This window comes from Streptomyces sp. NPDC048277 (assembly GCF_040652235.1).
Lineage (GTDB): Bacteria > Actinomycetota > Actinomycetes > Streptomycetales > Streptomycetaceae > Streptomyces.
Window position 1 is genome coordinate 47,716 of sequence record NZ_JBEZLQ010000001.1, and the last position, 22,826, is coordinate 70,541.

A 22,826-nucleotide genomic window follows, 5' to 3' on the forward strand; every position below is an offset into this window, starting at 1 on the left:
TCTACGCCTCGCTCAAGGGCGATTCGAAGCTCGTGAGTTCCGCGATGTTGTTGAGGATCGCGCGGTATTGGACGCGTCGTTCCACCGCGGTGGTGCTCAGCGTGAGGACCGCCATGCGTTTGCGGTCCGGATGGGGAAGGTAGGCGAAGATCTGGAGCAGCGGGGTCGGCGGAAGACCGGACTCGGGGGATGGGGTACGCACCGTCTCACCTATGGACGCCGGCCCGCTTGGCAGGTCCAGGTACTCGACGTGCGCGTGCTGATCCGCCGTCGCCACCGCCCGTGCCGCGCTCACCGCCCGCGGGGCCCAGGCGATGTCCCGCCAAGACACGGTGAAGAGGGAGTGCAGAGTACCGCCGCCCCCTCCCGCGACGTCGTCGCGGTGGACACCCAGGGCGCAGTGGACGGTGCCCACCTCCCGCAGGGCGCGGAGGAGCTGTTGTCCCGAGGCCAGCTGGGCGATGAACTGCTGCCTGGTGACGCCGTCGGGAATGGCCTCGACCAGCGGGGCCACCGCCTGACGGAGCCGGTCCGCCTCGGCGGAGTCGGGAGCGGCCAGGAGCACATCAATGGGCAGCGCGGTGAAACCGCCGGGAGTGGCGAACCAGATACCGGCATGAGGGTCGTTCGCCGATTCGTCGATGATGACCTGAGGAGTCGTGTCCATGTTCGTTCTTCGAGGATTTCGTCGGTGTCGGGGGCTCAGGGGCGGACGGGCACAACCCCGGCGCGACGGCCACGCTCGATGTCCTCGGCCGTGGCACCCCAGTCGGCGACGCCACGAAGTCCGCCGTCCGACCCCGTCTGCTGGTTGAGGAAACGGAGGCGGCGCGGCGCCGACCCGTCCGACGCGGGCGCGCCGAGCACCCCGATGAAACGGGGATCACCGGCGAACCACACCTCGCCGATCTGGGCCTTCAGCTCGGACGCCGCACGGGGCGCCATACGTCGATTCCACCAGCCCACCCCCCAGTGCCGGCCGAACACCATGGGCAGCGACTCCTCCGGCCGGGCCGGGTTCGGGAACTCGAACCAGCCGAACTGCCTGCCCACGACATCGGCCCGTTCGGTGAGGCCGTACTGCACGTCGCGGGACAGCTGCCACGGGTACACCCGCAGAACGCGCCGCATCCGGAAGACGGCGGAGATGACGAAGAGCTGTAGGAAGGCCCGGTAGAAGCTGTAGATCAGGAACGGCACGATGACGATCGCGTACCCCGGCCCCAGGAACACCGACAGAACAGCCAGCAGAGCGAACCACGATGCGATCCAGGCGGTGAGAGCGGCCACGTTCATCGCCATCTGCTTGCCCCAGGCACGCCGGGTCGGAGGGTGCTCCCAGGCTGTGGGGTGGTCTGCGGGGGTCATATGAGCTCTCTCTTGTCCTTCGATTCAGAACACGTGCCGTGCGAGGTCGATCAGCGCACCGCCGTCCAGGATGGTGCGCACACCGTCGATTCCGGTGCCACTGTCCTTGGCGCCGTCGTTGTCCAACTCGTCCACAGCGCTGGACACCAGTCCGTACCCGGCAGTCACGACACCGAGCGAAGCAGAGGAGATCTCCACGACCTCACCGACCCGTGCTGAGTCGCGGGCCCCCCGCACGACGAGGTTCAACGCGGGATTTCCGAGGCTGCTGATCGCCTGGGCATGAGTCATCGTCTTGCTGCCGAATGTCGTCAGCACCCTTCCGAGGGTGACCGCCTCCTCGCCGGTGCGGAGAGCGTTCACCGCGCTACGGGCGCCCAGGCCGACTGCGCCCACACCTGGAATCGCTCCGAGTACGTCGCCGCCGAGGCTGACGACGTTCCCCCAGAAGTCGGAGTCGAACTCGCCCTTGGTGAAACCGTCCGACAGCGAGGCGAGAACCTCGGAGTCGGTCAGGCGCATGGTGAGAGCGGTCGCACTCAACGCGGCCGCAGTGAGCAGCAGTACAGCCGCGGCCACACCACCGGTCGCCACGAAGAGCGCCACCAGACCGATGACACCCGCGGTGAAGCTCAGGATGTCGGGCAGGTTCTCGGTGAACCAGTCGCTGAATTCATCGAGCCAGCCCGGTTCGTGCGGTGCCAGTTTGTGTGTGGCGTCGCGGATCTTCCTGGCGCGGTACCGGGACTTCTCCTCATGCTCCTCGGCGAGCTTCTTCGCACGGCCGATGATCTTGTCGAGTTCCGACTGGGCGGTCTCCACGGCGGTGTTGGCGTGGGTCAGGCTCTTCTGTGCCTTGTCGTGCTCGGTTCCCTTGCCCTTGAGGCCGGGGTCGTTCTTCGCCTTGGCGGCGCTCCCCTTCGCCGCGTCAAGGGTGTCCTGTGCGTCCTTGGCCTCCTGCTCGAGCTTCTTGGCCCGACGCTGGAACTCCTCGAGTTCCCCCTCCCAGCTGTCGAGCTGCCGGGCGGCCTTGCGAATGGAGTGCGCCGCGTTCTTCAGATTGAGCGGGAGGGGACCGCCCTCGATTTGCTCGCGGAAGGCCACAGCGGCGTCGCCTTCCCAGTAACTGCCGTCCATGAGTTTGGTGACGAGCCCATGAGACTCTTCCAGGACCTTGGCGCAGTTGCCGAGTTTCCGGGACAGATCATGGACCGTGTCGGTGTCACCCGGCGTCGGGTTGAAGCCCAGGTGCGGATAGTCCGGGTTCGGGATGGACGGAGAGGACTGCAGCCCCTGCGGCAGATCGCCGTCGCGAGCGGCCGTCGAGTTGGCGTACGGCGGCTGTTCGACGCCCGGCGTGTACGTCACTTCTTCCCCTCCGCTCCGCCGTGCTTGGACTTCTTCAGAGCCTCTTCCAGTGCCTTGTCGACCTCTTCGTAGCTCTTCTTGCTCTCACCGATGATCTTGGCGAGATCCTCGGTCTGCTTGCCGATCTCCTCGGTCCCGTACTTCCAGTCGTCCTGGAAGTCCTCGCAGGCAGAGTCAAGGTCATCCGTGCCCAGCCCCGTGACGGTGGCGTCGCTCAGTGCCTTGCGCAGCCCTTTCAGCGAACTGCTCGACTTGTTCAGGAGTTTCATGAAACGGGCCAGTTCGCCGCCGTCCACGACCAGTCGGTCAGCCATGCGCCGATCCCCCTTCGCATACGGAGCCGGCGGCGGACTGCCAGGTGCTCATCGCACTCACGGCGCGTCCCGCGTCGAGGCGGGCATGCGGCAGCCTTCGGTGGCGCTTCAAGCGTGGACTCCCCCGCGAGTCAGGCATTCGTCAAGAGATTACAACGGTATCCTCAAGAACTTCGGTTCGCCAGCGCGAACTTCCCTGCGAATGCGGGCATCAAGATGTCCATACGGTGCTTCGAAAGGGGGAAGCGTGTCCACGTTGCACTCGATGTTGTACTCAATCGGAGGATGCGTGCTGTCGGTCGCCCGGCCGGGGCTGCCGCAGCACGTGCATGTGCGCGTCGCCACGGGTCTCCTCGGTGATGACGGTGAGCCATGAACCGTCCCTGAACCGGATGCGCAGTCGGTCGCTCGCGTGCAATCCGGCGAGGGGATCCTCCACCACCGCCTCTGCGGCCGAGAGTTCCGCGACGACCTGCAGTCGCGCTTCCTGTCGTACGGACACGCGCCTGGGCGGGGCCGCCAGGACAATGTGTTCCCGGCTCAGGACAAGGACTCGGCTGTGGTGCGACGAATGGCTGTACCAGCGGAGCAGGAACTGGCCGGCCGAACCGGCCCAGTCGCCGTCGAAGACTTGGTCGAGGCCGTGAGCGCGGAGGGCGACCTTTCCCTCCTTGGTTTTGCGATCCTCGGTCCGAGCGCTGGCTCGCGCCGACTCCGGGCCCAGCAGCCGATCCATCTTCTCCTCAAGCGCCGAGAGGAAGATGAGAAGCATCAACAGAGGGTAGAAGAGCCCGCCGAGCAGCATGCCGAACGCGCCAAGCGGGCGTATGACGGCGGGCCGTAGCGGTCCGCCGCCTGCCGCCTGGTGTACGTCCTTCGGAGGTGTCGGGATCTTGCCGATCCTGCACCAGGCGGCGGCGTCCGCGGGAACGCCGAGACGGGCTTGTACCCGCTCGGCCAGGGTCTTCCTGCTCACGTGCGGAGGAGATCCTCTCAGTGGTTGACGGCCTGGGCTTCCTGGACCCTGATGTCCTGGGTCGTCCCGAAGGTGCCGTCCGGCAGGTCACCGCCGGCGCCACCGGTTCCCGACCAGCTGATCTGCCAGGTGATGGTCGCCTTCAGGTGGTAGGCGCCGCCGCCGGACGAGCGCAGGTACGTGATTCCGCAGGGCGGGGTCTGATCGGACTTGCCCTTGGCGTACGGCTCGCCGACGGAGTCGTCGGCGTTCATGGTGCACACGCCGGAAGCGGGAATGGTCTCGGCGTCACTGGTGCCCGGCTCCAGCCTCAGCGAGATGGGCTTGGCCGTGGTCGTCGCCTGGATGTTGAGGCCGTCGGCGTTGAGTGACGCGGTGACCGAGACCTTCTTGAACTCGGCCTTGTCCAGCCAGGCCCAGGTGGCGAGGTTGACCTTGGTGATCTCTGCCGGGGCGAGCGTCACTTTGGTGTCGGGCAGCTGAATCGCGTCGTAAGCGGCTTCGGCAAGGATCTTCGGAGTGACGGCTTGGGGGACTCCGGGGTCGTCGTTGTTCGCCACCCAGAAGGGGAGGTCGCTGCATTCCCAGCTGGCGGGGTCGTTCACGCGGTCGGGATTCTGGACCGCGACCCACCAGTTTCCCTCGTCGGCCTTGTCCTCGTTGTAGTTCTTGTACTTGCCGTCCTTGTAGATGTCGCGGAACTGGCCGACGGATTCCTTGGCGTAATTGGCCTGGCCCGGAGCGTTGACGGTCTCCGTGTACATCGTCTCGACGTAGTCCTTGAACTCCGCAGCCGAGCGGGGCTCGTACCAGCATGCGGGCGGGGTCCAGTCGGTGACGGGCTGGACGGCAGTACCGCTGTTGCCCGACCGCACCGAACCGGAATAGGTCACCCTGGAAACGAGTGTGCCGGTGCTGGAACTGCTCCCGCTCTGCTTGGTGTTGCCCTGAGAGCCTTCACTCGGCGGCCATGTTGCCGACGCAGGTCCTGTGGCGGTCAGAACAAGAGCTGCTGCCAGCAGACCCGCCACGATGTATCGGCTGCTGCCCGTCACGGCGTGCACGACTTGCTACCCCTCTCCGAAGTGAGCTTTGTCGTCTGCCATACGCCCTGCTTGTTCTTTTCGAGACGTGTTGTGTAGATGACGTAGGAATCGTTATTCACTGCGGTCTTGAGGACCTTGCCGGACTTGCGAACCTTCGCGAAGGCCTTGCTCTGGTCCTCGCAGTAGACGACACCCGCCGAAGACGAGTCGAAAACGTCGATCTTGGCGTTGTAGTAGCGGTTGACGCCGGTGATCGAGTAGCCGTCCTTCGCGATCGACTCGACCCAGTCCTTGGCGTCTGCCAGAGCGCCACCGCTGTAGTAGAAGCTGAGCGCGGAGAACCGGGGATCGCCCTGCGCGATGGCGTAGTTGGTCGCGTCGATCCGGTCGGCCACGTCTCCGAGGACCGCGTCCTTGGTCGTGTCCCCGGTCTTCCAGCTTTCGAAGGTGTCGGTCAGATCGCTCGGCAGTGTGACCTCGGGTCTGTCCGCCGCGCTGCTCGCGGTCGGCGAAGCCGACGCCTTCGTGTCTCCGCTCCCGGCCCCGGCGATCTTGTCGTTGCCTTTCGAGCCCCCGTCCCCACCGCCGCAAGCCGTCAGTAGCAGGCCTGCGGTGGCGAGTGCGGCAGCGGCGGGCAAAGTACGGCGCTTCACAGTGAACTCCCCGTGAGACAAAAGTCCGTTCAAGAGATCCGACGGTATCGGGGAGGTTCCCGGTTTCGCCAGAGCGAACTTTCCTGTGAATGGGGATAATTCAGGGTGTGTGAGGCGCTCGGAGGTGTGACCTGCGTCCTGATCTCGCCTGAACGGACGACGGCCTCAGGCGCGCTTGTGCGCTGTGCCTGGGCACCCTGAGGCGTGAATTCCGTTTCGCTATCGCGGTGTCTTGCCCGTCGGGCAGGCGTACGCCAGGTATGCCGATGTGCATGACTGGCCGAAGGTTGTCTCTGCCTTCTTGACGTATCCCGCTGACATCGCGGAAGCGGCCCGCGCGCAAGTGAGTACAGCGCGCGGGCCGCAGAAAAGTGTGGGGCAGGCTGGCCACTGGCGGGCGGCCGGCTTGAAGCCGATCACTCGCTGGGACTCTGCCGACCCAGGTGTGGTCGGCTTCGGTTCACTGACTGCGCTCCAACTCCCGTGCGGCGTAACGGATTTCCGACACCTTTTCGAGGAGTGCCTTGGCCAAGGAGTGGTCGGTGGCCTTCTCCGCTCGACGGTGGAGGTCGGTCACGTGGGCGTCCAGCTCCGGATCACGTGCGATCGCGTACTCGACCCACCAGCGAGCCAGGAACGCGGGCAGGGGCCCGATGTCGTAGGTGTCGGCGATCGCCCTCTTCCAGTGCGCGTCGAAGTCGGCAAGCAACTGGGGTGCGTGCCGCGCGATCGCCTCGCGCAGGGCCTTTGGGGTGCGCTCCGGCATGGGCGGGACGGTCGGTGTCGGCTCGGCGGCGTGCGCGGTCATGACCGATGAACTCCTCCGGTGCGTCGTGGTTACGACCATGGTCCGCTCCTTGCGTTGCGTGCGGCGTGCCCGTGGATGCCCTCGTCCTCCTCGTCCCGGTCGGGTACGACCAGGCGCATGCCCCGGGACTCCGCGACGCGCAGCGCGTCGGTGAGGCACTCGGCGAGACGGATGCCGGCGTAGCGGATCTCGGTGTACGGCGACATCGGGTTGTCCAGCACCCGGCGGGCACGGCCGAGGACGTCGGTGCCGGTGGCGAGCTGGGCGGCCTCCAGGTCGTCGGCGAGGCGGGAGAGATACCCGCCGTCGTTGTCGGTGACCAGGTAGCAGGGCTTGCCTTCGGGGGTGGGCCAAGGGAGGAGGCGGAGGCAGGCCGGTGTGTGCGCGTGGCTGTTCGCCTGTTCCATCACGCAGCCACCTCCGGCGCGCCGATCACGTGCTGGTCGAGGTCGATCCCGAAGTCGGCGGCGAGTACGAGGGCGAGGCGGCGGCGTTGCTGGAGGGCGGCCTCACGCTCGTGGGCGGTGAGGTAGGGGCGGACGAGGACGGACTCGGCGCCGTCGAGGAGGGCGGCCAGGCCGTACGGCGACCGATGGCCGGGGAGTTGCGGAGGCTCGGCAGTGAGGGGGCAGCGTACGAGGGTGAGGTGGACGTGGGGGAAGGGTGGACGGTGCGGACGGCGGCGCCGTTTCCCGGTGCCGGGGGCGAAGAGGAGACGCAGCCATTCGAGGGCGCGGGGGATAAGGTCGTGCATGTCGACGCTCCTATGCGGCGTTGGCCGTGCCCCGGGAGGTCTAGCCACCTCGCCGGGGTCCTGTCATTTCGACCATACCGCAACTGCGTCCCCCTGCACCCCTCAGATGTATTCTGCGTCCCACTGCGGTGGGACGCGTTCTGCTCCTGCGATGTGCGCAGGGCTGCGGCACGGTGGAGATATGACCGAGCTTCCGCGCTATGAGTACGTGAAACTCGCCGACACCATTGCGGCAGACATCGCCTCCGGAAAACTGCCGCAGGGGGCCGCGCTGCCCGGCGAGCGCGCCATGACGGATCTCTACCGCGTGAGCATCGGCACCGTGCGTCGCGCGATCGTCGAACTCCGCAAACGAGGGCTGGTCGCGACGCTGCCCGCGAAGGGGACGTACGTCATCGGCATGCCCGACTCAGGCGACGACGCCTCCGAAGGGGACGGATCGAACGTCTGAAGGAGCCGCGATTTGCGTTGTCGGGCCCCGTCGGCTGTCTTTGAGCCGTGTCGGTTACTCAGCTGCGAGGTCGTTGAAGGACACGGTCTGCAGGATGGCTGTCGTCATGTCGCAGAACTCGCCCCAGTAGTCCATCGCAGCGGTGTCGATGGTGAACACTGCGGTGAACGGGCCTGTCGGGAACGGCACGTGGATCTGGATCTGGCCAGTGAGGAGCTTGGTCTGTTCACCACTCGCCGTCATCTCGGCGCTGAGGGTGAGTTCGCGCAGGGTGATGCATGAGACAGCTGGGCCACAGGGGAGATCGAGCCAGCGGGCATCATTCATCGGATCGGATGTGAGTATCGCCAGGATTCCCTGGGCGGCTATCTCCGGGTCCGTGTGGTCGGAGGCATACGCGGCCACGGTGAAGGAGCAATGGGCCACGCCTCCGGCGTCCAAGGCGAAGAGGCCGAAGCCCGAGAACGCCAGTCCAGCGCTCGCCATCGCTTCCGTGACAGATGCGTAGAAGGGGGCGGCTGACTGCCAGAGCGCATCGTCGCCGCCGGGGTAGAGGTCGCGTACGAACTCCACGGTGGCATCGAGCCGTTCCGCTCCGGACACGTCGACGGGGAGGGCGTGGATGCCTTCCGGGACGACGAAAGTCATAGGCGGGATGATCTGCGCGTCCGTTGGCGCGTCCAGCCGCACTGCTTCCGTCACTTCGTGGCGTCCTTCGGTAGCACATCCGTACCGGACGGAGAGAGGTATCGGGTGAGAGTCTGATCGGTGCCGTTAGAGAGGGGGACACGCAACTCGACAGCCACGGTGCCGTCGGGGAGGAGTTCCAGCGTCGGCGGTTCCGTGACCGGCAGGATCCTGCCGACCGAGCGGGCGACCATCAGCGGGGGATCGGCGAGCAACTCCGCGACACGCTCCCGTTGCTGAGGAGTGAGAGCCTCCTCTGCCACCCGTTTCCGTTCTCCGAGGAAACGGGATGCCAACTTGCCGGCGTCTCCGACCTTCCACCGGGTCCACGATCCGTCGGTGAACCGGACCCTGACATGGGACCCGTTCTGGGGATAGGCCAGGCGCTCGATCGCGGCGACGGAACTCCTGGGCACCTGCCACAGTTCCTGGGCTGGTGCCAGCCCGGCCGACGCGTCCACCCCGAGGATGAGCAGCCTTTGGTCGGTCAGTACGAGTTCGGTGCGGTACCGCTTCGGCTGGCGGGCCGGGTCCAGCTGCCAGGGGAGGGTACGGGCGACAGTGCCCTCGGCCGCCCACATCACCGGAAAGTCGTCCACTTCGTTCTCAGGTTCCTGAGATTTCCCGGGACTGCCCGGCTCACCTACGAGTTGGCCACTGGGCGCCCCAATGTTCCCGATCATGTTGATCAAGCGGGGGATGCCCAGCAGTGCGATGTCCAGGGCACGTACACCTGCCTGGTCGGCCTTGCCACGAGGAACGAAACCGGGCCCGGGAGGCCAGCCGGTCAGCTCGGCTTCAATGTCGTGCCGCTCGGCGTCGCGGAACGAGCGCAGGCCGGCCACACGCGGCGCCAGTCCAGTGGCGAAGGTGACGTTCGCTCGCATGAGCAGGCTCTCACCCGAAGGCGGGTACCAGTCCACAGCTCGGGTCCTCTCAGTGCGCTGTCGCGGATTCCTGGAAACGATCCCCCGGATTCATCATCTCTCCGATGTGAGACGGGATCGAAAACGTCTTGGGCAGGAGCTTGATGGTCGCGTCGATGCCTCGCCCGAGCCCGCTCATCGAGTCAATCTTGTTGAGTCCCGGGATACCGCGGGTACCGAGTAACTGGCCCCGGCGGATGTTGTTCTCGGCGACGAGGTTGATGCGGTTCATGATGCCGCCTTCGGTGGAGATATGTCCGCCGGCCTTGAGGCCGAAGAGCTTGATCTCCTTTCCAAAGATCTCGAGGCTCGCAGCGCCCGCGACATTGTCACCGACGCCGATGATGTTTCGCCCGATGGTGGTCACCCCCTTGAACCCCTCGCCCAGTTCGGCCGCGCGTGCGGCGGCAACGGCTCCGTCGGCGACCTTGACCCCCTTGGCGAAGGCGCCGATTCCGGGAATGGCGCCCAGCGCGTCGAATCCCATGCTCAGCCAGCTCACGTCGGCACCGGCGGCCTTGGCCACCAGGTGGGTCAGCAGAGCAAGACCACTGCTGACCACTGCGGCTGCGGCGAAGATCGCGCCGATGGGCTCGAACGGTGCGGTGATGATCGCGATTACGCCCAGGATGCCGCTCAGGTCGCTGAGAAGGTCACCCACCAACTTGATCAGGTCGGCGTGATCCTTGATCCAGTCGCCGGTGGCGTCCCATGCATCCGTGATGCCATGCCCGAGCTTGTCCCAGAAACCGGGCTCATCGGGAGCGATGTCACCGGCCTTGTTCAGTTCCTTGCTGACCTGACGTGCCGCCGCCCGGTAGTCCTCCTCCAGCTCATGGACCTTCTGGATGACTCCGTCCACGGCGCTTGAGGCCTTGCCGAGTTCCATGCTGCCGTCGCTGCCGGCTTTTCCCTCGGCCTCGGCCTTGGCGTCGAGTTTGTCCCCGGCGCTCTTCTCCAGGCGGTCCGCCCGGTCCTGGAAGTCCTGGAGTTCGCCTGCCCAGCGGTGCAGGGCGCGGGAGGCCTTGTCGAAGGAGTCGTGGCTCTTGCGGACGAGCGGGGTGACGTCCTTGTCGATGTAGTCCGTGAACGCGATCGCGGTCTTGCCCTTCCAGGCCCCGCACTCGATGCGTTCCAGCTCGCCGAGCGCCGTACCCAGTTCGCCGGCCAGCTTGCCGAGTTGCTTTGCGAGGTCCCGCGTGTCCTCCACGCTTCCCGGAGTCGGGTCCCAGCCTATATGGGGGAAGGCAGGCCGTTGCCCAGCCACGTCACTTGCCCTTCTGCTGTGGAGCCTTGAGGGACTCGGCCAGATCCAGGTCGAGCTTGCCGAAGCTCTCCCCGATCTTGTTGATCATCTTCACGGCGCCGTGGGTGTGCTTGCCGAGCTGCTTGATGCCGTAGCCCCAGTCGTCGGCGAAGTCTTGCACGTCTTCTACGAGTTGCTTCTCACCGACCGCCGAAGCGTCAGCGCTGCGGAGGGTGCGGCGGGTCGTCTCCATGCGGTCGCTGATCGACGAGAACGTCTTCTTCAGGTCCTGGAAGATCGTGTCTTCGAGGCGCAGATCACTCATGTCGGATTCCGGTCTCCTGAGGCGGCCGACGGCAACTCCGTGGGCCGCTCACATCTCATCAGCGGTTGACCGCCTGGATTTCCTTCACGGTCACGTTCTGCTCGTACGTGGACAGGCCGTCGGGCAGGGCCGGCTGCCGGGGCGCTCCATCGGGGTCGGCGGAGTCGGTCCACGTCACCTGCCAGGTGATCGACGCCTTGAAGGGGTAGGTGCCGGTTCCGGACGAGCGCTGGTAGGTGACGTTGCAGGCAGCGTCCTTGCTGTCGACCGTGTAGCCGTTGTCGCCCTTCACCAGGTCGTACGTACACGTCTGCGGATCGGCGTCCGCCGTACCCGCGTCGACCTTGAGCGCCACGGGGGTTGCGACGGTCGTCGCGGCCATCGCGACGCCCTTGTAGTTGATGCTTGCGGTCGTCCAGACCCGGTCGAAGTCGCCGTCGAGCTTCACGCGCGTACCGAGGTTCACGACGAGGCGGTCGCCCTTCGGGCTCAATACCACCGGCGGCGTGGGCAACTTCGTGGAGTTGTAGGCGAGTCCGGAGAGGATCTCCGGCGTCAGCTGGTTGGGGTCCACCTTCGGCTGGGCCGGCGGGACCCAGATCTCCCAGTTGTCGGGGGTGACGGGGCAGGCCTCGTTGTAAGCGTCGTTGCGGAACTGCACCTGCCACCACAGGCCCTTGTCGCCCTTGTGGTAGTCCTCGTCGGCGCGCTTCTTGGCGTAGCTTGCGGCCGGCTCCTGGGCGCCCTTGTACGCGGACTTGATGAACTCCTCGTACTCGTCCGGCGTGTACATCGGCTCGTACCAGCAGACGGGCGGCTTCCAGTTGGTGTTCGAGGACGTGGCGGTCGCCGTGGAGGTGGATGCGCCGGGCGTCTTCTGGCTGATGCGGATGTGGGCGCCGATGGTGCCGGGGCTGGAATCACCGCCGGAGCCGGAGCCGGAGCCGGAGCCGGAGCCGTTGTCCGGCGGGGTGGCGGTTCCCGTACCGCCGCCGTTGCCCCGGATGTCGTCCGCGTGAGCCGGGAACGGCGCCCACAATGCCAGGGCGAGACTGGTTACGGCGGTCGCCCACACAGCAGGACGAACAACCCTCGCCTCTACCTCTGTACGCACGAAGCGTCCCCCTTCTTCCAGTTCTGCTGCGTCACCTGCCAGTCTCCGGCTGAGTCCTTCTGAGCTTGGAGCGTGTAGAGGACAAAGCTGTTGTTGCTGGTCTTGGTGCGCAGCACCTTCCCCGACTTGATCTCCTTGCCGTACGCCTTGCTCTGGTCCTCGCAGTAGCGAGCCGCCGCGGACTTGCCGTTCGCGACGTCCGTGACCTCGAAGTTGTAGTACCGGTAGTCGCCGGTGACGGTGAGTCCGTCCTTTTTGACTGTCTCAACACGGTTGGCCCAATAGGTGAGGGCGGCTGCCGCGAAGTAACGGTTCATGTTGGTGGTCTGCCCGACACCCTTGGCGAAGGCCTCGATATTCGCCTGGGTCGAGTAAGCCACGTCCCGCAGGATCGCGTCCTTCGTGGTGTCCCCGGTCGACTCTCGGTCCACAGTCACCGTGATGTCCGACGGAAACGCAAAGGTCGGCGCGTTCTTGTCGGCCGAGGCGGAGACGGAAGGCGACGGAGAGCCCGACCCTCCCGCACCGGCCCCCGCGATCTTGTCTTTGTCCTTGGAGCTGTCGTCCCCGCCTCCGCAAGCCGTCAACAGCAGGGCTGCGGTCGCGGCGAGCGCGGCGGCAACGGGCAAGGTGCGGCGCTTCACTGTGGACCCCCGTGAGAATGAAGTTCGTCAAGAGTGCAAACGGTATCCGCGGGATCCCGGGTTTCGCCACCGCGAACTTCCCTGTAAATATGGCGATTAACGGGCATTCGGGGTGCTCGCGGGAGGTGCGGCCCTGTGGTGGTGGCGTAGAGATTCCCGCTCCTGGGGCAGCCGCGTGGGCATGGTGGTGATTGCGTGGAGGTGGCGTGAGTGCCTGTGTCAACTGGCGGGCGCCGGCCCGCACGGACGCCCCGTGCGAGCTGGCCGGCGCGTTGGCGCAGACCGTCCGGGTCATGACCTGGTTATGCGGCCATGCCGGATCGGCTCACCGGCACTGCCGCTTCTGTGATCAGGCGGCGGTGAGGTGACGGATGAGAGCTACCCCCTCCAAGGACGCCAGCCGGCACCAGGAGCCGTCCGTGAAGGTGATCCTGAAGTCCCGCTTGCCGGTGCTGAACGGGAGTTGCTCGACCGTGGCGACCGTGCTCAGGTCCGTCTCCCAGAGGACTTCCTCCCACGGCTCCCTGGGGTCCTTCAGTCCGCCGATGACCAGCAGGCGACGGTCGGTCAGAGCCAGTTCCGTCACGCCAGTGTCGGCGCGGCGGTCGGGGTCCAGCTGCCAGGGGACGGTACGGGCGATCGTGCCGGGGGCCGCCCACAGCACCGGGAAGTCCGTCTTCTCGTTCTCCGGGTCGTCGCTCTTGCCGAGGCCGTCCTCGGTGTTCGGGCTGCCGCCGAGCAGCCCGACGACGAGGGTGAGAAGGAATATGAGGAGGAGCAGCAGGCTGTCCCAGATCGCCCAGGCGAACCAGGAGCGGCGGCGGTATGGCGGTCTCGTGGGCCAGCCCGCCAACTCGCCCTGAATGTCCCGGCGTTCGTTGTCCCGGAACCAGCGCCGTCCGGCTACCCGGCCCGCCGTTCCCGTCGCGAAGGACACCCGGCCGCGCGTCACGAGTTCCTCGCCCGCGGGAGGCTTCCAGTGGTGGCGGTACGACGGTTCGATCACGGTCTGGTTTCCTCCCGGCCATTCACGGCAGCGAACCCTCACCCGGCCGGGTGATCGTACTCCGGGCGTCCGTCGGCAACCGTCCCGGTGCCGACCGCAGTTCCCGCCCTCCATCGGGTCGCCGGTCCCGGCGTGTGCCGGCCGGACCGACGTGAGTGATTCGTGCAGGCCTCATGGGTGCGTGGTGACGGTCGTGGGTGTGGACCGTGCGCGAGCAGGGCGTTCTGGATTCACCGGTGCACAGTTCGGCTTCCTGTCGTGTCCCCGTACTCCCAACCGTCGCACGAGTCCCCGTCGTTGCAGATCGCAACGACGATTTCAGTGAGGTCAAGGTGTCCGGGCGCGCCTTGAGGGGCTTATGTGCGGCTGATACGGTGCGATCGCTTGACACTCGCCCTGCGGCAGAGTAATCGGCCGAGTCGGGGTGATTCGTGTCGAGTGTCCGCTTTCACGGTGCTGAGGGCGTTGACGGTGTTTCAGGGTTCTTGACAGACGAAGTCTGGCTGTTACGGGGAGCGGTTGCGTGAAGATCCAAGAGCGTACGGGGGCGGGCTCAGGGCGTTCCGCCGGTCCGGCTCAGCCTTCGGTCGGTGACCGGCTTCCCACCGCTCCCCGGGAGCGCAAGCCCGCACTGGCCGCGCTCGCGGTGCTGCTGATTCTGCTGGGCGCACTCGGTGCCACGACGCTCGTGCTGCAGGCCGGCAACCGGATCGAGGTCATCAAGGTGACCGCGGACATCCAGCCCGGCGAGTCCGTCAGCAACAGCAACGTGACGTCCGTGATGGTCGCGGCCGACGACAGCATCAACTACGTCAAGTGGTCCCAGCTCGCCACCCTGAAGACCTTCAAGGCCAAGACGACCATCTACAAGGACACGGTCGTCATGGGGCAGATGTTCGACAAGGGAAGCACCCTCGCCGCCGGCAAGGCCGTTGTCGGCCTCTCCCTCAAGGAGGGCCAGTACCCGGCCGGGCTCAAGGTCGGTGACGTCGTCGCCGCCTACCGCGTCAGCAGCAACGGCTCCTCGACCACCGGCAGTTCCTCCTCCTCTTCGTCCGCCGGCGGTGACTCGCCGATCGTCGGCCAGGCCAAGGTCAGCTACGTGCCGGACGGCAAGAGCGGCGACTCCGAATTCGTCAGCAGCACCAACCTCGCCGTCACGCTCACCGTGAACAGCGACGACGCCGCCGCGCTGGCCCAGGCCGCCGCGACCAACTCGGTCGCCCTCGTCCTTGTCCCTGGCGTATCCAGCAACGGTAACTAGAAGGCGACACCCACCCCATGGCGCTCATCGCAATCGCCGCCGACAAGGGTTCCCCCGGCGTCACCACCGCGGCCGTCGCACTGGCCGCGGTCTGGCCGCGCCGGGTCCTGCTCGCCGAGGCCGACCCGGCCGGCGGCGACCTCGTCTACCGCAGCGCCGCCGCGCACGGCGGACCGCTCAACCCCAACACCGGCATGCTGTCCATCGCCGCCACGGCCCGACGCGGACTCGTGCCCGACCAACTCTGGGATCACGTCCAGCCGTTGAGCGGCGGGCTGGAGGTGCTGGTCGGGCTCGGGATCGCCGAGCACGCCGCCGGTCTCGCGGGGCTGTGGCCCACCCTCGGGCACGCCTTCGCCGCCCTCGCCGACTCCCCGAACACGCCCGCCGACGTCATCGCCGACTGCGGACGGATCAGCGGCGACACCCCGGCCGTCGAACTGTTCCCGCACGCCGCGCTCGTGCTGCTCGTCTCGCGCACCGAGCCGGAGGCCATCGCCCGGGTCCGGGACCGCGCCGCCGCGCTCGCGCAGAAGCTGCACGGCGGTCCGCGCGGCGCCGCCGCCCTGGCCACCCCGCTGATCGGGGTCGTCCTGATCACCGACCCGTCCAGCTCCGGCAAGCTGGTCAACCAGGTCAACGACATGCTCGTGCACGCCCAGACCGGTGCCCGCGTCGTCGGCACGATCGCCGACGACCCCACCGGCGCCGACCAGTTGGCCGGCCGCAAGCGCGGGCGCCTCGACAAGTCCCTGCTCATCCGCTCGGCCCGCAAGGTCACCGCCGACCTCCACCAGCAGTACGGCGCCACCTGGGCCGTACCGACGCAGGCGCCCCACGCGGGGGCCGGCCGATGACCGCTGTCGACCACCAGTTGGTCAAGCGGTTCCGGCAGGACGCCGGCGACCGGATCGCCGAGCAGCGCCGGCAGGACCAGGCGTCCGGCGTGACGCCGATGTCCACCGAGGACGAACGGCAGTACGCCCGCGCGGTCATAGCCCAGATCCTGGAGGAGTACGCCCGCGCGGAGATCAACGCCGGGCGCACCCCGCTCGACGCGGAGACCGAGGAGCAGTACGCCGCCGCCGTGCACGCGGCGCTCTTCGGCGTGGGGCGGCTGCAGCCGCTGCTCGACAACCCGGACGTCGAGAACATCGACATCAACGGCTGCGACCAGGTGTTCGTGGGGTTCAGCGACGGCCGTGAGGCCAAAGGGGATCCCGTCGCGGAGACCGACGAGGAGCTCATCGAGCTGATCCAGGTGCTCGGCGCCTACTCGGGTCTGTCGTCGCGTCCGTTCGACTCCGCCAACCCGCAGCTCGACCTCCGGCTTCCCGACGGGTCGCGGCTGTCGGCGGTCATGGACGTGGCGCGGCGGCCCGCGCTCTCCATCCGGCGCGCCCGCATGGGCAAGGTCTTCATCTCCGACCTGGTCGGCAACGGCACGCTCACGCCCGAGGTCGCGCACTTCATGGCCTGCGCCGTGCGCGCCCGCAAGAACATCATGATCGCCGGAGCCACCAACGCCGGGAAGACGACCCTGCTGCGAGCGCTGGCCAACGAAATCCCGCCCCATGAGCGGCTCATCACCGTCGAGCGCGCCCTGGAGCTCGGGCTCGACACCTTCCACGATCTGCACCCGAACGTCGTCGCGTTCGAGGAGCGGCTGCCCAACTCCGAGGGCCAAGGCGCCATCGCCATGGCCGAGTTGGTCCGCCGTTCCCTCCGTATGAACCCCTCCCGGGTCATCGTCGGCGAGGTCCTCGGCGACGAGATCGTGACCATGCTGAACGCGATGTCGCAGGGCAACGACGGGTCGCTCTCGACCATCCACGCCAACAGCTCCAGCGAAGTCTTCAACCGTATTTCCACCTACGCGCTCCAGGCCTCCGAGCGGCTGCCCATCGAGGCCAGCCAGATGCTGATCGCGGGCGCGGTGAACTTCGTCGTCTTCATCCAGCGGCGCAACAACTACCAGACCGGCGGCCGTCTCCAGCGCATGGTCACCTCCGTCCGCGAGGTCAACGGAGTCGACGGCCGGGTGCTGTCCAGCGAGGTCTTCGCGGAGGCACCCGACGGCCGGGTCGTACCGCATGCGCCCATAGCCTGCCTGGAGGACCTGATGGCCTACGGCTACCAGCCGCACGGGGCTTGGGGGTGACGTGACATGAACCTGGATTCCCTGGGGTCCATGGGCGGGCTCTTCTCCACCACCGTCTTCTACGCCCTCGGCTGCGGAGTCGCCGCCGGCGGCGGACTCGCGCTGCTGATCCTGGCGATCCGCGGCCTGCCCGCCAAACCCGACCACGAGAAGCAGAAGGCCAACGAACGGGCCGCCGAACTCATCCGGTTCGCCGGCCGGCGCGGCTCCCTCGCCGCCATCGTCGGACTCGTCGTCCTGCTGCTCACCCGCTGGGCGGTGGCCGGTATCGCGGCCGGTGTCCTGGTCTTCTTCTGGGACAAGCTGTTCGGCGGCGCCGCCGAGGAGCGGGCCGCGATGAAGCGCGTGGAGGCCCTCGCCTCCTGGACCGAGTCGCTGCGCGACACGATCGCCGGCGCCGTGGGCCTGGAGCAGGCCATCCCCGCCTCGGCACGGGCCGCGGCCCCGATCCTGCGGCCGCACCTCGACGCCCTCGTCGACCGGCTGCGCGCCCGCACCCCGCTGCCCGACGCGCTCCAGCACCTCGCCGACGAGATCAACGACGCGTCCGCGGACATCATCGTGGCCGCGCTCATCCTCAACGCCCGGCTGCGTGGGCCCGGTCTGCGCCAGGTGCTCGGCGCGCTCGCCAAGTCGGCCCGTGAAGAGGTCGACATGCGCCAGCGCGTGATGGCCCAACGCGCCTCCACCCGGCGGTCGGTGCAGATCGTCGTCGCCGTGTCGGTGGCCTTCGTGCTCGGCCTTGCCGTCTTCAACCGCGACTTCGTCGCGCCGTACGGCACCGCCGTCGGCCAGCTCGTACTCGCCCTGGTCTGCGGCCTGTTCGCACTCGGCTTCTGGTGGCTGCGCAAGCTGTCCACCATCGAGACCCCGGAACGGTTCCTGGTCCGCGACCAGTCCTCCGTCCAGTTCGTACGACCGCCCCGCACCGCACCCGGCCAGCCGGGGCAGCCGGGGCAGCCCGGTCAGCAACAGCTCCCCACTGAGGAAGGAGTACGCCGATGAGCCTCACGATGCCGATCGTCGTCGGCGTGATCCTGGGACTGGGCGTGTACGCCCTGATCCGCGCGCTGATGCCGTCGAAGCGCAGCGCGGTCGCGCAGGTCGCCCGGATCGACGCGATGCGGGCGCGCGGCGCCGCCTACGAGTCCGCACGGCAGACGCGGGACACCGGCCGGTTCGGCTCGCTGCGCGCCGAAGTCGGCGACCGGGTGGCCGAGTTCTACCGGCAGCAGGGCTGGGAACAGCGCTCGCTCCGCGCCGACCTCGCCGTCCTGGACCGCGGCTGGGAGAAGTTCCTCGCGACCAAGGTGCTGCTCGCGGCGGCCGGTCTGATCTTCGGCCCGTTCCTGTTCGCCGTCGTCTGGACGCTCGGCGTCGGCCACAGCCCGGTCATCCCGGTCTGGCTGGCCCTGGTCTGCGCGGCCCTGTTCTTCTTCCTGCCCGACCTGGAGGTACGACGGGACGCGGCCGAGAAGCGCCGGGACCTCAGGCGGGTCATCGGGGCGTACCTCGACCTGGTGTCGATGAGCCTCGCCGGTGGCCGCGGTCTGCCCGAGGCCCTGATGGCGGCCGCCGATGTCTCCGACGGCTGGGCCAACCAGCGCATCCGCAACGCCCTCGCCGACGCCCGCATCACCGGCGTCAGCCAGTGGCAGGCCCTCGGCGCGCTCGGCGAGGAACTGGGCGTCGAGGAACTGAAGGACCTGTCGGCCTCGCTGGCCCTGGTCGCGGACGACGGCGCCAAGGTCCGCGAGTCCCTCGCCTCCCGTGCCGAGACCATGCGCCACCGCGAACTCGCCGAGATCGAGGGCAGCGCGGGCGAGAAGTCCCAGTCGATGCTCGTCGCCCAGCTGCTGCTGTGCGCCGGCTTCCTGGTTTTCCTGATCTTCCCGGCGGCGATGCGGGTGTTCCAGGTGGGCTGATGTCCTGTGCTTCGGAATGAGCTGATTCGAGAACCTTCGCCAACTGCTGTATCGAGAGGACACGTCATCATGAACGGACGGAACGTCAGCACCGGGATCCCGGCGGTGGACTTCCTGGTCACCTTCCTGCGGGGCCGCGTCCAGCGCGCCCGCTCCGGCGAACTCGACCGCGGTGCCTCCGCCGTCGAGTGGGTCATCATCTCCGCGGTCGTCGTGGCGATCGTCGGCGTGGTGGCCGCCATCATCAACACCGCGCTGAGCGACGGCGCCAACAAGGTCGGCGACTGCATCAAGGGCGCCAGCGCGAGCAAGACCTGCTGAGCGGGCGGACGTACGACGACGGGGGTGACGGGGTGACGACGGGGACGGGGACGTCTGCGGGCATGGGCAGAGGCCTGCGCGGCTGGGTACGCCGCCGGACGGCCGCCGCGCGCGGCGACTCACGCGACTCGGGCATGACGGCCATCGAGTTCGTGTTCCTCACCCCCGTTCTCTTCTTCATGATCTTCGCGACGGTGCAGTTCGCGCTGTACTTCTTCGCGGACCACGTGGCCCAGGCGGCGGCCCAGGCGGGCGCCCGCAAGGCCCGCGCCACCGCCGACGCCCAGCCCGGCGCCTGGCGCGGCGAGGCGCAGACCGTGGTCGACTCCTACATCAGCCAACTCGGGCCGCAGCTGGTGCTGTCGCCCGATGTGAAGATGCTCCAGCCGGAACAGAACACGGTCGGCGTCGAGATCTCGGCCCGCATCCCGACGGTGTTCCCGGGCCTGGACCTGACGGTGCACGCGCAGTCGTCGGGGCCGGTGGAGCGGTTCGTGGAGGATACGAACTAGATGTCCTCCCCTGAAGAAAAACGGTCGGACGACCGGGGGTTGTCGACCATCGAGGTCGTCATCCTCGCGCCGGTCATGATCCTGTTCATTCTCGTCCTGGTCGCCTTCGGCCAACTCGTGGACGGGCGGGGCGCGATCGACGGCGCCGCACGTGACGCGGCCCGCGCGGGGTCCATCCAGAAGGACCACGCCACGGCCATGTCGGAGGCGCAGAAGGCCGCCGACGCGGACCTGTCGGACGTCTGCTCCGGCCCGGTCTCCGTCGTACAGACCAGCGAGGGCTTCGCGCCCGACACCATCTTCACGGTCGAGGTGAGCTGCGAGGTGCGGGGCCTGGCCATGCTGGGCCTGGACATCCCGACCACCCTCTCCGCGAGCTTCTCCTCGCCGCTCGACCCGTTCCGGAGGTCGGCGTGAGCATCGCGCTGCTGCGCACCTGGTGGATCGCGCGCCGGCTCCGCATGGACGACCGGGGCTCGGGCGCGGGCGCGGTCATCATCTTCGCGCTCGTCTTCCTCTCCCTTTCCGCCTTCGTCATCGACGGCGGCCTGTCCATCTCCAAGCGCGAACGCGCCGCCGACATCGCGGAACAGGCGGCCCGTTACGCGGCGCAGGACATCGACAAGGCAGCGCTGTACGAGAACCAGGGCGCCGCGCCGATCAACTACCAGGACTGCGACGCCCGGGTGAAGACCTTCGCCCGCGAGATGGACATGTCCACCGCCGACATCGCGGGCACGCACTGTATCGCCGCCGACGCCCAACAGGTCCAGGTCGAGGTCCAGTTGACGTACGAACCCGTCTTCACGGGCATGTTCTACGGCGGCGCGATCGTGGTGCACGGCCAGGCGACCGCCGAGAACGAGGTCGGCTGAGAGTACGTCACTGGTCCGACGACGGCTGCTGCTTCGGCCCCCGGTGGCCGGTGCCACCGTTGCCGTTGCCGTGCGCGTGCGTGGGCGGGCAGTCGTCGTCGGGCGGGGTGACCGGGTCCGGGGTGGTGTTGTCGGCCGGCGGGGTGGTCACGGGGGCCGGGTCCGTCGGCTCGGCGGGGGGAGTGGGGTCCGTCGGCGTCGACGGGGGTGTCGGTTCGGCCGGCGTCGTCGGCTCGGTGGGCTCCGTCGGGGCGCTGGGGGACGGGTCCGCGGGGGCGGAGGGCGCGGGCTCGGACGGCGAGGGGTCGGGCGACGGTTCGGTCGTCACGGGCGGCGCGGTGTCGTCGCTCCCGCCCCCGCTCCCGCCCCCGCTCCCGCCTCCGGAGCCCTTTCCGGCCGGATCCGGCGCGGCCGTGTCCCCGTCCGAGGGCTGCGTCACGACCGCACCACCGGTCCCGCCCTCGGTCGCCGCCCCGTCCTCGACGGTCGCCGCCACCGGTGTCGTGGCGGGCGTGGCCTCCGGCGCCACCGGCGTCCCGGCCACCGGCGCCCTGCCCCCCGGCGCGTCGGCGACCGGCGTCCGCCGGCTCGGTATCGAGCTGGACTGGCCCGGGCCGAGGACGAGCACCAGCGCCACGGCGCCCGCCACCACCGCCCCGGCGGCGACCGCGACGGGCGTCTTCGTCCCGCCCGCCGTGGCGGCCTGCCGTACGCCGTGCAGCAGCCCGCTCCCGTGCCCGCCGGCCGAGGCGCCCGCGGCGGTGAGGGTGAGCAGGAACTTGCCGGCCGCACCCCCGACCGCGAACACCAGCAGCGCCGGGCCGACGAGCGCGGGGAGCCGGTCGTTGGCGCTCATCAGCGCGGCGAGCCGGGTGCGGCAGTCGTCGCAGGTGTCCACATGGCCGAGCAGCCGGTCGGACTGACGTTCCGTCGCGGCGCCGCGCACGTACGCCGGCATCCGGCTCACGTGGACCTGGCAGGCCGGGTCGTCCGGGGCGCCGGTCTGCGTGCCGAGGAACGCCTGGCGCATCCCCTCCCGGGCGCGGTGCAGCAGGACGGCGGTGGCGCCCTCCTTGGTGCCCAGCTGCGGCCCGATCTGGGCGAGTGGCTGGCCCTCGGCCTCGGCCAGCCAGAGGGCCTTGACCCAGCGTTCGGGCAACTGGGCCAGCACGCGCACGAGCAGATCGACGGAGGAGACGCGCTCGGCGGGGTCGTCCCCGTGCCGGCCGACCTCGGCGTGGTCCTCGCCGTGCGGATCCCTGGGAGTCTCACGCGCGGTGCCGCCGGCGGCGTACGCGAGATGCCGGACGGTCGTCATCAGATACGCGGACACGTTGTCGATCTCGTGTCCCTCCGCCAGCCGGCGCCACACCCGGAAGTGCGCCTCGGCGACGAGGTCTTCGGCGACCCAGGCGTTGCGGGTGAGCGAGCGCGCGTACGCGACGAGCCGCGGCTGCTGTTCCTCGTAGATCCGGGCGTAGGCGGTGGTGCTGATGACTGCAGAGGAACCGTCGTGCATGGCGGAACGCTCCAGTTGCCGGCGTGGGGCGGGGAAGGGGTTTGTCAGGGTAGATGGCAAAACTTTCAAGCACAGTTTCAAGCGCATCGGAAAGTGACACAAGTCACTCAACTTGCTGGCGTTTCCCGCGTAATCAATTCGCCGCAGGCTGCTCTCACTTGTACGACGGCCCACCACCGCACCCCCGGAGAAGACCCGTGCCCATCACGCTCGAGCAGCCCACCGGCGCCCGCCTGCTCACCGCCGACGAACAGGAGGTGGCGGTCCCCGCGACCCTCCGCTACACCTCGGCCGACCCGCAGGCCGTGCACTTCGTCTTCCCGCCGTGGATCTCCCTGGACGGCGAGGAGGTCACCTGGACCTTCGCGCGGGCCCTGCTGGAGGAGGGACTGGCGGGCCGCCCGGCCGTGCTGGGCAACGTACAGGTGCGGCCGTACGGAACCTCCCGCACGGTCGTCGAACTCCGCGCGGAGGAGGGGGTGGCGGCGATCAGCTTCCCCACCTCCGCCCTCACCCGCTTCCTGCTGTCCTCGCTCAGGGTCGGCGGCTGACGGCCCGCGTGC

At 68.3% G+C, this 22,826-nt stretch carries 29 protein-coding genes; 11 read left to right on the forward strand and 18 right to left on the reverse strand.

What is annotated here, in order from left to right:
• Position 1: 1 nt before the first annotated feature.
• The 10 genes from AB0D85_RS00245 to AB0D85_RS00290 form a co-directional block, all read right to left on the reverse strand.
• Positions 2 to 667: a hypothetical protein gene (locus AB0D85_RS00245; RefSeq protein ID WP_362311883.1), complete on the reverse strand. Its 666-nt coding sequence runs from the start codon at positions 665 to 667 to the stop codon at positions 2 to 4.
• 35 nt (positions 668 to 702) lie between these two features.
• The gene (locus tag AB0D85_RS00250) at positions 703 to 1,368 is read right to left on the reverse strand and encodes a hypothetical protein (RefSeq protein ID WP_362311885.1); all 666 of its coding nucleotides are present in this window, start codon (positions 1,366 to 1,368) and stop codon (positions 703 to 705) included.
• A gap of 24 nt (positions 1,369 to 1,392) precedes the next feature.
• On the reverse strand, positions 1,393 to 2,736 hold the full coding sequence (locus AB0D85_RS00255; RefSeq protein ID WP_362311887.1) for a putative T7SS-secreted protein: 1,344 nt from the start codon (positions 2,734 to 2,736) through the stop codon (positions 1,393 to 1,395).
• Positions 2,733 to 3,050 (reverse strand): hypothetical protein, encoded by a 318-nt coding sequence (locus AB0D85_RS00260; protein ID WP_362311889.1) that lies wholly within the window; start codon positions 3,048 to 3,050, stop codon positions 2,733 to 2,735. The genes AB0D85_RS00255 and AB0D85_RS00260 overlap by 4 nt, the downstream gene beginning before the upstream one ends.
• A gap of 274 nt (positions 3,051 to 3,324) precedes the next feature.
• Complete coding sequence (locus tag AB0D85_RS00265; protein WP_362311891.1) at positions 3,325 to 3,855, reverse strand: hypothetical protein; 531 nt, start codon at positions 3,853 to 3,855, stop codon at positions 3,325 to 3,327.
• A 188-nt stretch (positions 3,856 to 4,043) separates the two neighbouring features.
• A complete protein-coding gene (locus AB0D85_RS00270; protein ID WP_362311893.1) occupies positions 4,044 to 4,919 on the reverse strand; it encodes a hypothetical protein in 876 nt (291 codons plus the stop codon).
• Between the two features lie 158 nt (positions 4,920 to 5,077).
• The gene (locus AB0D85_RS00275; RefSeq protein WP_362311895.1) at positions 5,078 to 5,725 is read right to left on the reverse strand and encodes a hypothetical protein; all 648 of its coding nucleotides are present in this window, start codon (positions 5,723 to 5,725) and stop codon (positions 5,078 to 5,080) included.
• 460 nt (positions 5,726 to 6,185) lie between these two features.
• Positions 6,186 to 6,533: a DUF6247 family protein gene (locus AB0D85_RS00280; protein ID WP_362311897.1), complete on the reverse strand. Its 348-nt coding sequence runs from the start codon at positions 6,531 to 6,533 to the stop codon at positions 6,186 to 6,188.
• 29 nt (positions 6,534 to 6,562) lie between these two features.
• The gene (locus AB0D85_RS00285) at positions 6,563 to 6,940 is read right to left on the reverse strand and encodes a hypothetical protein (RefSeq protein WP_362311899.1); all 378 of its coding nucleotides are present in this window, start codon (positions 6,938 to 6,940) and stop codon (positions 6,563 to 6,565) included.
• Entirely contained in the window at positions 6,940 to 7,287 is a 348-nt protein-coding gene (locus AB0D85_RS00290; RefSeq protein WP_362311901.1) for a hypothetical protein, read from the reverse strand. Before AB0D85_RS00290 ends, AB0D85_RS00285 begins: the two co-directional genes overlap by 1 nt.
• Positions 7,288 to 7,468: 181 nt before the next feature.
• Between AB0D85_RS00290 and AB0D85_RS00295 the strand changes: the two genes are divergently transcribed.
• Positions 7,469 to 7,738, forward strand: a complete 270-nt coding sequence (locus AB0D85_RS00295) for a winged helix-turn-helix domain-containing protein (RefSeq protein WP_362311903.1) — start codon at positions 7,469 to 7,471, stop codon at positions 7,736 to 7,738.
• Positions 7,739 to 7,792: 54 nt separating this feature from the next.
• Here the strand turns inward: AB0D85_RS00295 and AB0D85_RS00300 are convergent, their stop codons facing one another.
• The 7 genes from AB0D85_RS00300 to AB0D85_RS00330 form a co-directional block, all read right to left on the reverse strand.
• Complete coding sequence (locus AB0D85_RS00300; protein WP_362311905.1) at positions 7,793 to 8,440, reverse strand: hypothetical protein; 648 nt, start codon at positions 8,438 to 8,440, stop codon at positions 7,793 to 7,795.
• Complete coding sequence (locus AB0D85_RS00305) at positions 8,437 to 9,270, reverse strand: hypothetical protein (RefSeq protein ID WP_362311907.1); 834 nt, start codon at positions 9,268 to 9,270, stop codon at positions 8,437 to 8,439. The genes AB0D85_RS00300 and AB0D85_RS00305 overlap by 4 nt, the downstream gene beginning before the upstream one ends.
• A 91-nt stretch (positions 9,271 to 9,361) precedes the next feature.
• Positions 9,362 to 10,561 (reverse strand): enoyl-CoA hydratase/isomerase family protein, encoded by a 1,200-nt coding sequence (locus tag AB0D85_RS00310; RefSeq protein ID WP_362311909.1) that lies wholly within the window; start codon positions 10,559 to 10,561, stop codon positions 9,362 to 9,364.
• A gap of 58 nt (positions 10,562 to 10,619) precedes the next feature.
• Entirely contained in the window at positions 10,620 to 10,922 is a 303-nt protein-coding gene (locus AB0D85_RS00315; protein WP_316773726.1) for a hypothetical protein, read from the reverse strand.
• Between the two features lie 58 nt (positions 10,923 to 10,980).
• Positions 10,981 to 12,036, reverse strand: coding sequence for a hypothetical protein (locus AB0D85_RS00320; RefSeq protein WP_362311911.1), 1,056 nt, complete (start codon positions 12,034 to 12,036; stop codon positions 10,981 to 10,983).
• Complete coding sequence (locus tag AB0D85_RS00325) at positions 12,021 to 12,680, reverse strand: hypothetical protein (RefSeq protein WP_362311913.1); 660 nt, start codon at positions 12,678 to 12,680, stop codon at positions 12,021 to 12,023. Before AB0D85_RS00325 ends, AB0D85_RS00320 begins: the two co-directional genes overlap by 16 nt.
• Positions 12,681 to 13,029: 349 nt before the next feature.
• On the reverse strand, positions 13,030 to 13,686 hold the full coding sequence (locus tag AB0D85_RS00330; protein ID WP_362311915.1) for a hypothetical protein: 657 nt from the start codon (positions 13,684 to 13,686) through the stop codon (positions 13,030 to 13,032).
• Positions 13,687 to 14,209: 523 nt separating this feature from the next.
• On the opposite strand from AB0D85_RS00330, the gene AB0D85_RS00335 reads away from it, so the two are divergent.
• The 9 genes from AB0D85_RS00335 to AB0D85_RS00375 all read left to right on the forward strand — a co-directional run bounded on the left by AB0D85_RS00335 (position 14,210) and on the right by AB0D85_RS00375 (position 20,744).
• Positions 14,210 to 14,950, forward strand: coding sequence for a hypothetical protein (locus AB0D85_RS00335; RefSeq protein WP_362311917.1), 741 nt, complete (start codon positions 14,210 to 14,212; stop codon positions 14,948 to 14,950).
• A gap of 17 nt (positions 14,951 to 14,967) precedes the next feature.
• Positions 14,968 to 15,807 carry a hypothetical protein gene (locus tag AB0D85_RS00340; protein ID WP_362311918.1) on the forward strand — a complete coding sequence of 280 codons (840 nt, stop codon included), beginning with the start codon at positions 14,968 to 14,970 and terminating at the stop codon, positions 15,805 to 15,807.
• On the forward strand, positions 15,804 to 17,111 hold the full coding sequence (locus AB0D85_RS00345; RefSeq protein WP_362311920.1) for an ATPase, T2SS/T4P/T4SS family: 1,308 nt from the start codon (positions 15,804 to 15,806) through the stop codon (positions 17,109 to 17,111). The genes AB0D85_RS00340 and AB0D85_RS00345 overlap by 4 nt, the downstream gene beginning before the upstream one ends.
• 30 nt (positions 17,112 to 17,141) lie before the next feature.
• Positions 17,142 to 18,116 (forward strand): type II secretion system F family protein, encoded by a 975-nt coding sequence (locus AB0D85_RS00350; RefSeq protein WP_362313386.1) that lies wholly within the window; start codon positions 17,142 to 17,144, stop codon positions 18,114 to 18,116.
• Positions 18,113 to 19,036, forward strand: coding sequence for a type II secretion system F family protein (locus tag AB0D85_RS00355; RefSeq protein ID WP_362311922.1), 924 nt, complete (start codon positions 18,113 to 18,115; stop codon positions 19,034 to 19,036). Before AB0D85_RS00350 ends, AB0D85_RS00355 begins: the two co-directional genes overlap by 4 nt.
• 69 nt (positions 19,037 to 19,105) lie before the next feature.
• The gene (locus AB0D85_RS00360) at positions 19,106 to 19,357 is read left to right on the forward strand and encodes a hypothetical protein (protein ID WP_362311924.1); all 252 of its coding nucleotides are present in this window, start codon (positions 19,106 to 19,108) and stop codon (positions 19,355 to 19,357) included.
• A gap of 62 nt (positions 19,358 to 19,419) precedes the next feature.
• Positions 19,420 to 19,869, forward strand: a complete 450-nt coding sequence (locus tag AB0D85_RS00365; RefSeq protein WP_362311926.1) for a TadE family protein — start codon at positions 19,420 to 19,422, stop codon at positions 19,867 to 19,869.
• Positions 19,870 to 20,286, forward strand: a complete 417-nt coding sequence (locus AB0D85_RS00370) for a TadE/TadG family type IV pilus assembly protein (RefSeq protein ID WP_362311928.1) — start codon at positions 19,870 to 19,872, stop codon at positions 20,284 to 20,286.
• A gap of 44 nt (positions 20,287 to 20,330) precedes the next feature.
• Positions 20,331 to 20,744 carry a pilus assembly protein TadG-related protein gene (locus AB0D85_RS00375; RefSeq protein ID WP_362313388.1) on the forward strand — a complete coding sequence of 138 codons (414 nt, stop codon included), beginning with the start codon at positions 20,331 to 20,333 and terminating at the stop codon, positions 20,742 to 20,744.
• Positions 20,745 to 20,751: 7 nt separating this feature from the next.
• On the opposite strand, the gene AB0D85_RS00380 is transcribed toward AB0D85_RS00375, so the two are convergent.
• Positions 20,752 to 22,263, reverse strand: a complete 1,512-nt coding sequence (locus tag AB0D85_RS00380) for a sigma-70 family RNA polymerase sigma factor (protein WP_362311929.1) — start codon at positions 22,261 to 22,263, stop codon at positions 20,752 to 20,754.
• A 197-nt stretch (positions 22,264 to 22,460) separates the two neighbouring features.
• Here AB0D85_RS00380 and AB0D85_RS00385 point away from each other — a divergent pair, with 197 nt between their 5' ends.
• Positions 22,461 to 22,814, forward strand: coding sequence for an SsgA family sporulation/cell division regulator (locus AB0D85_RS00385; protein WP_362311931.1), 354 nt, complete (start codon positions 22,461 to 22,463; stop codon positions 22,812 to 22,814).
• The last annotated feature ends 12 nt before the right edge of the window (positions 22,815 to 22,826 follow it).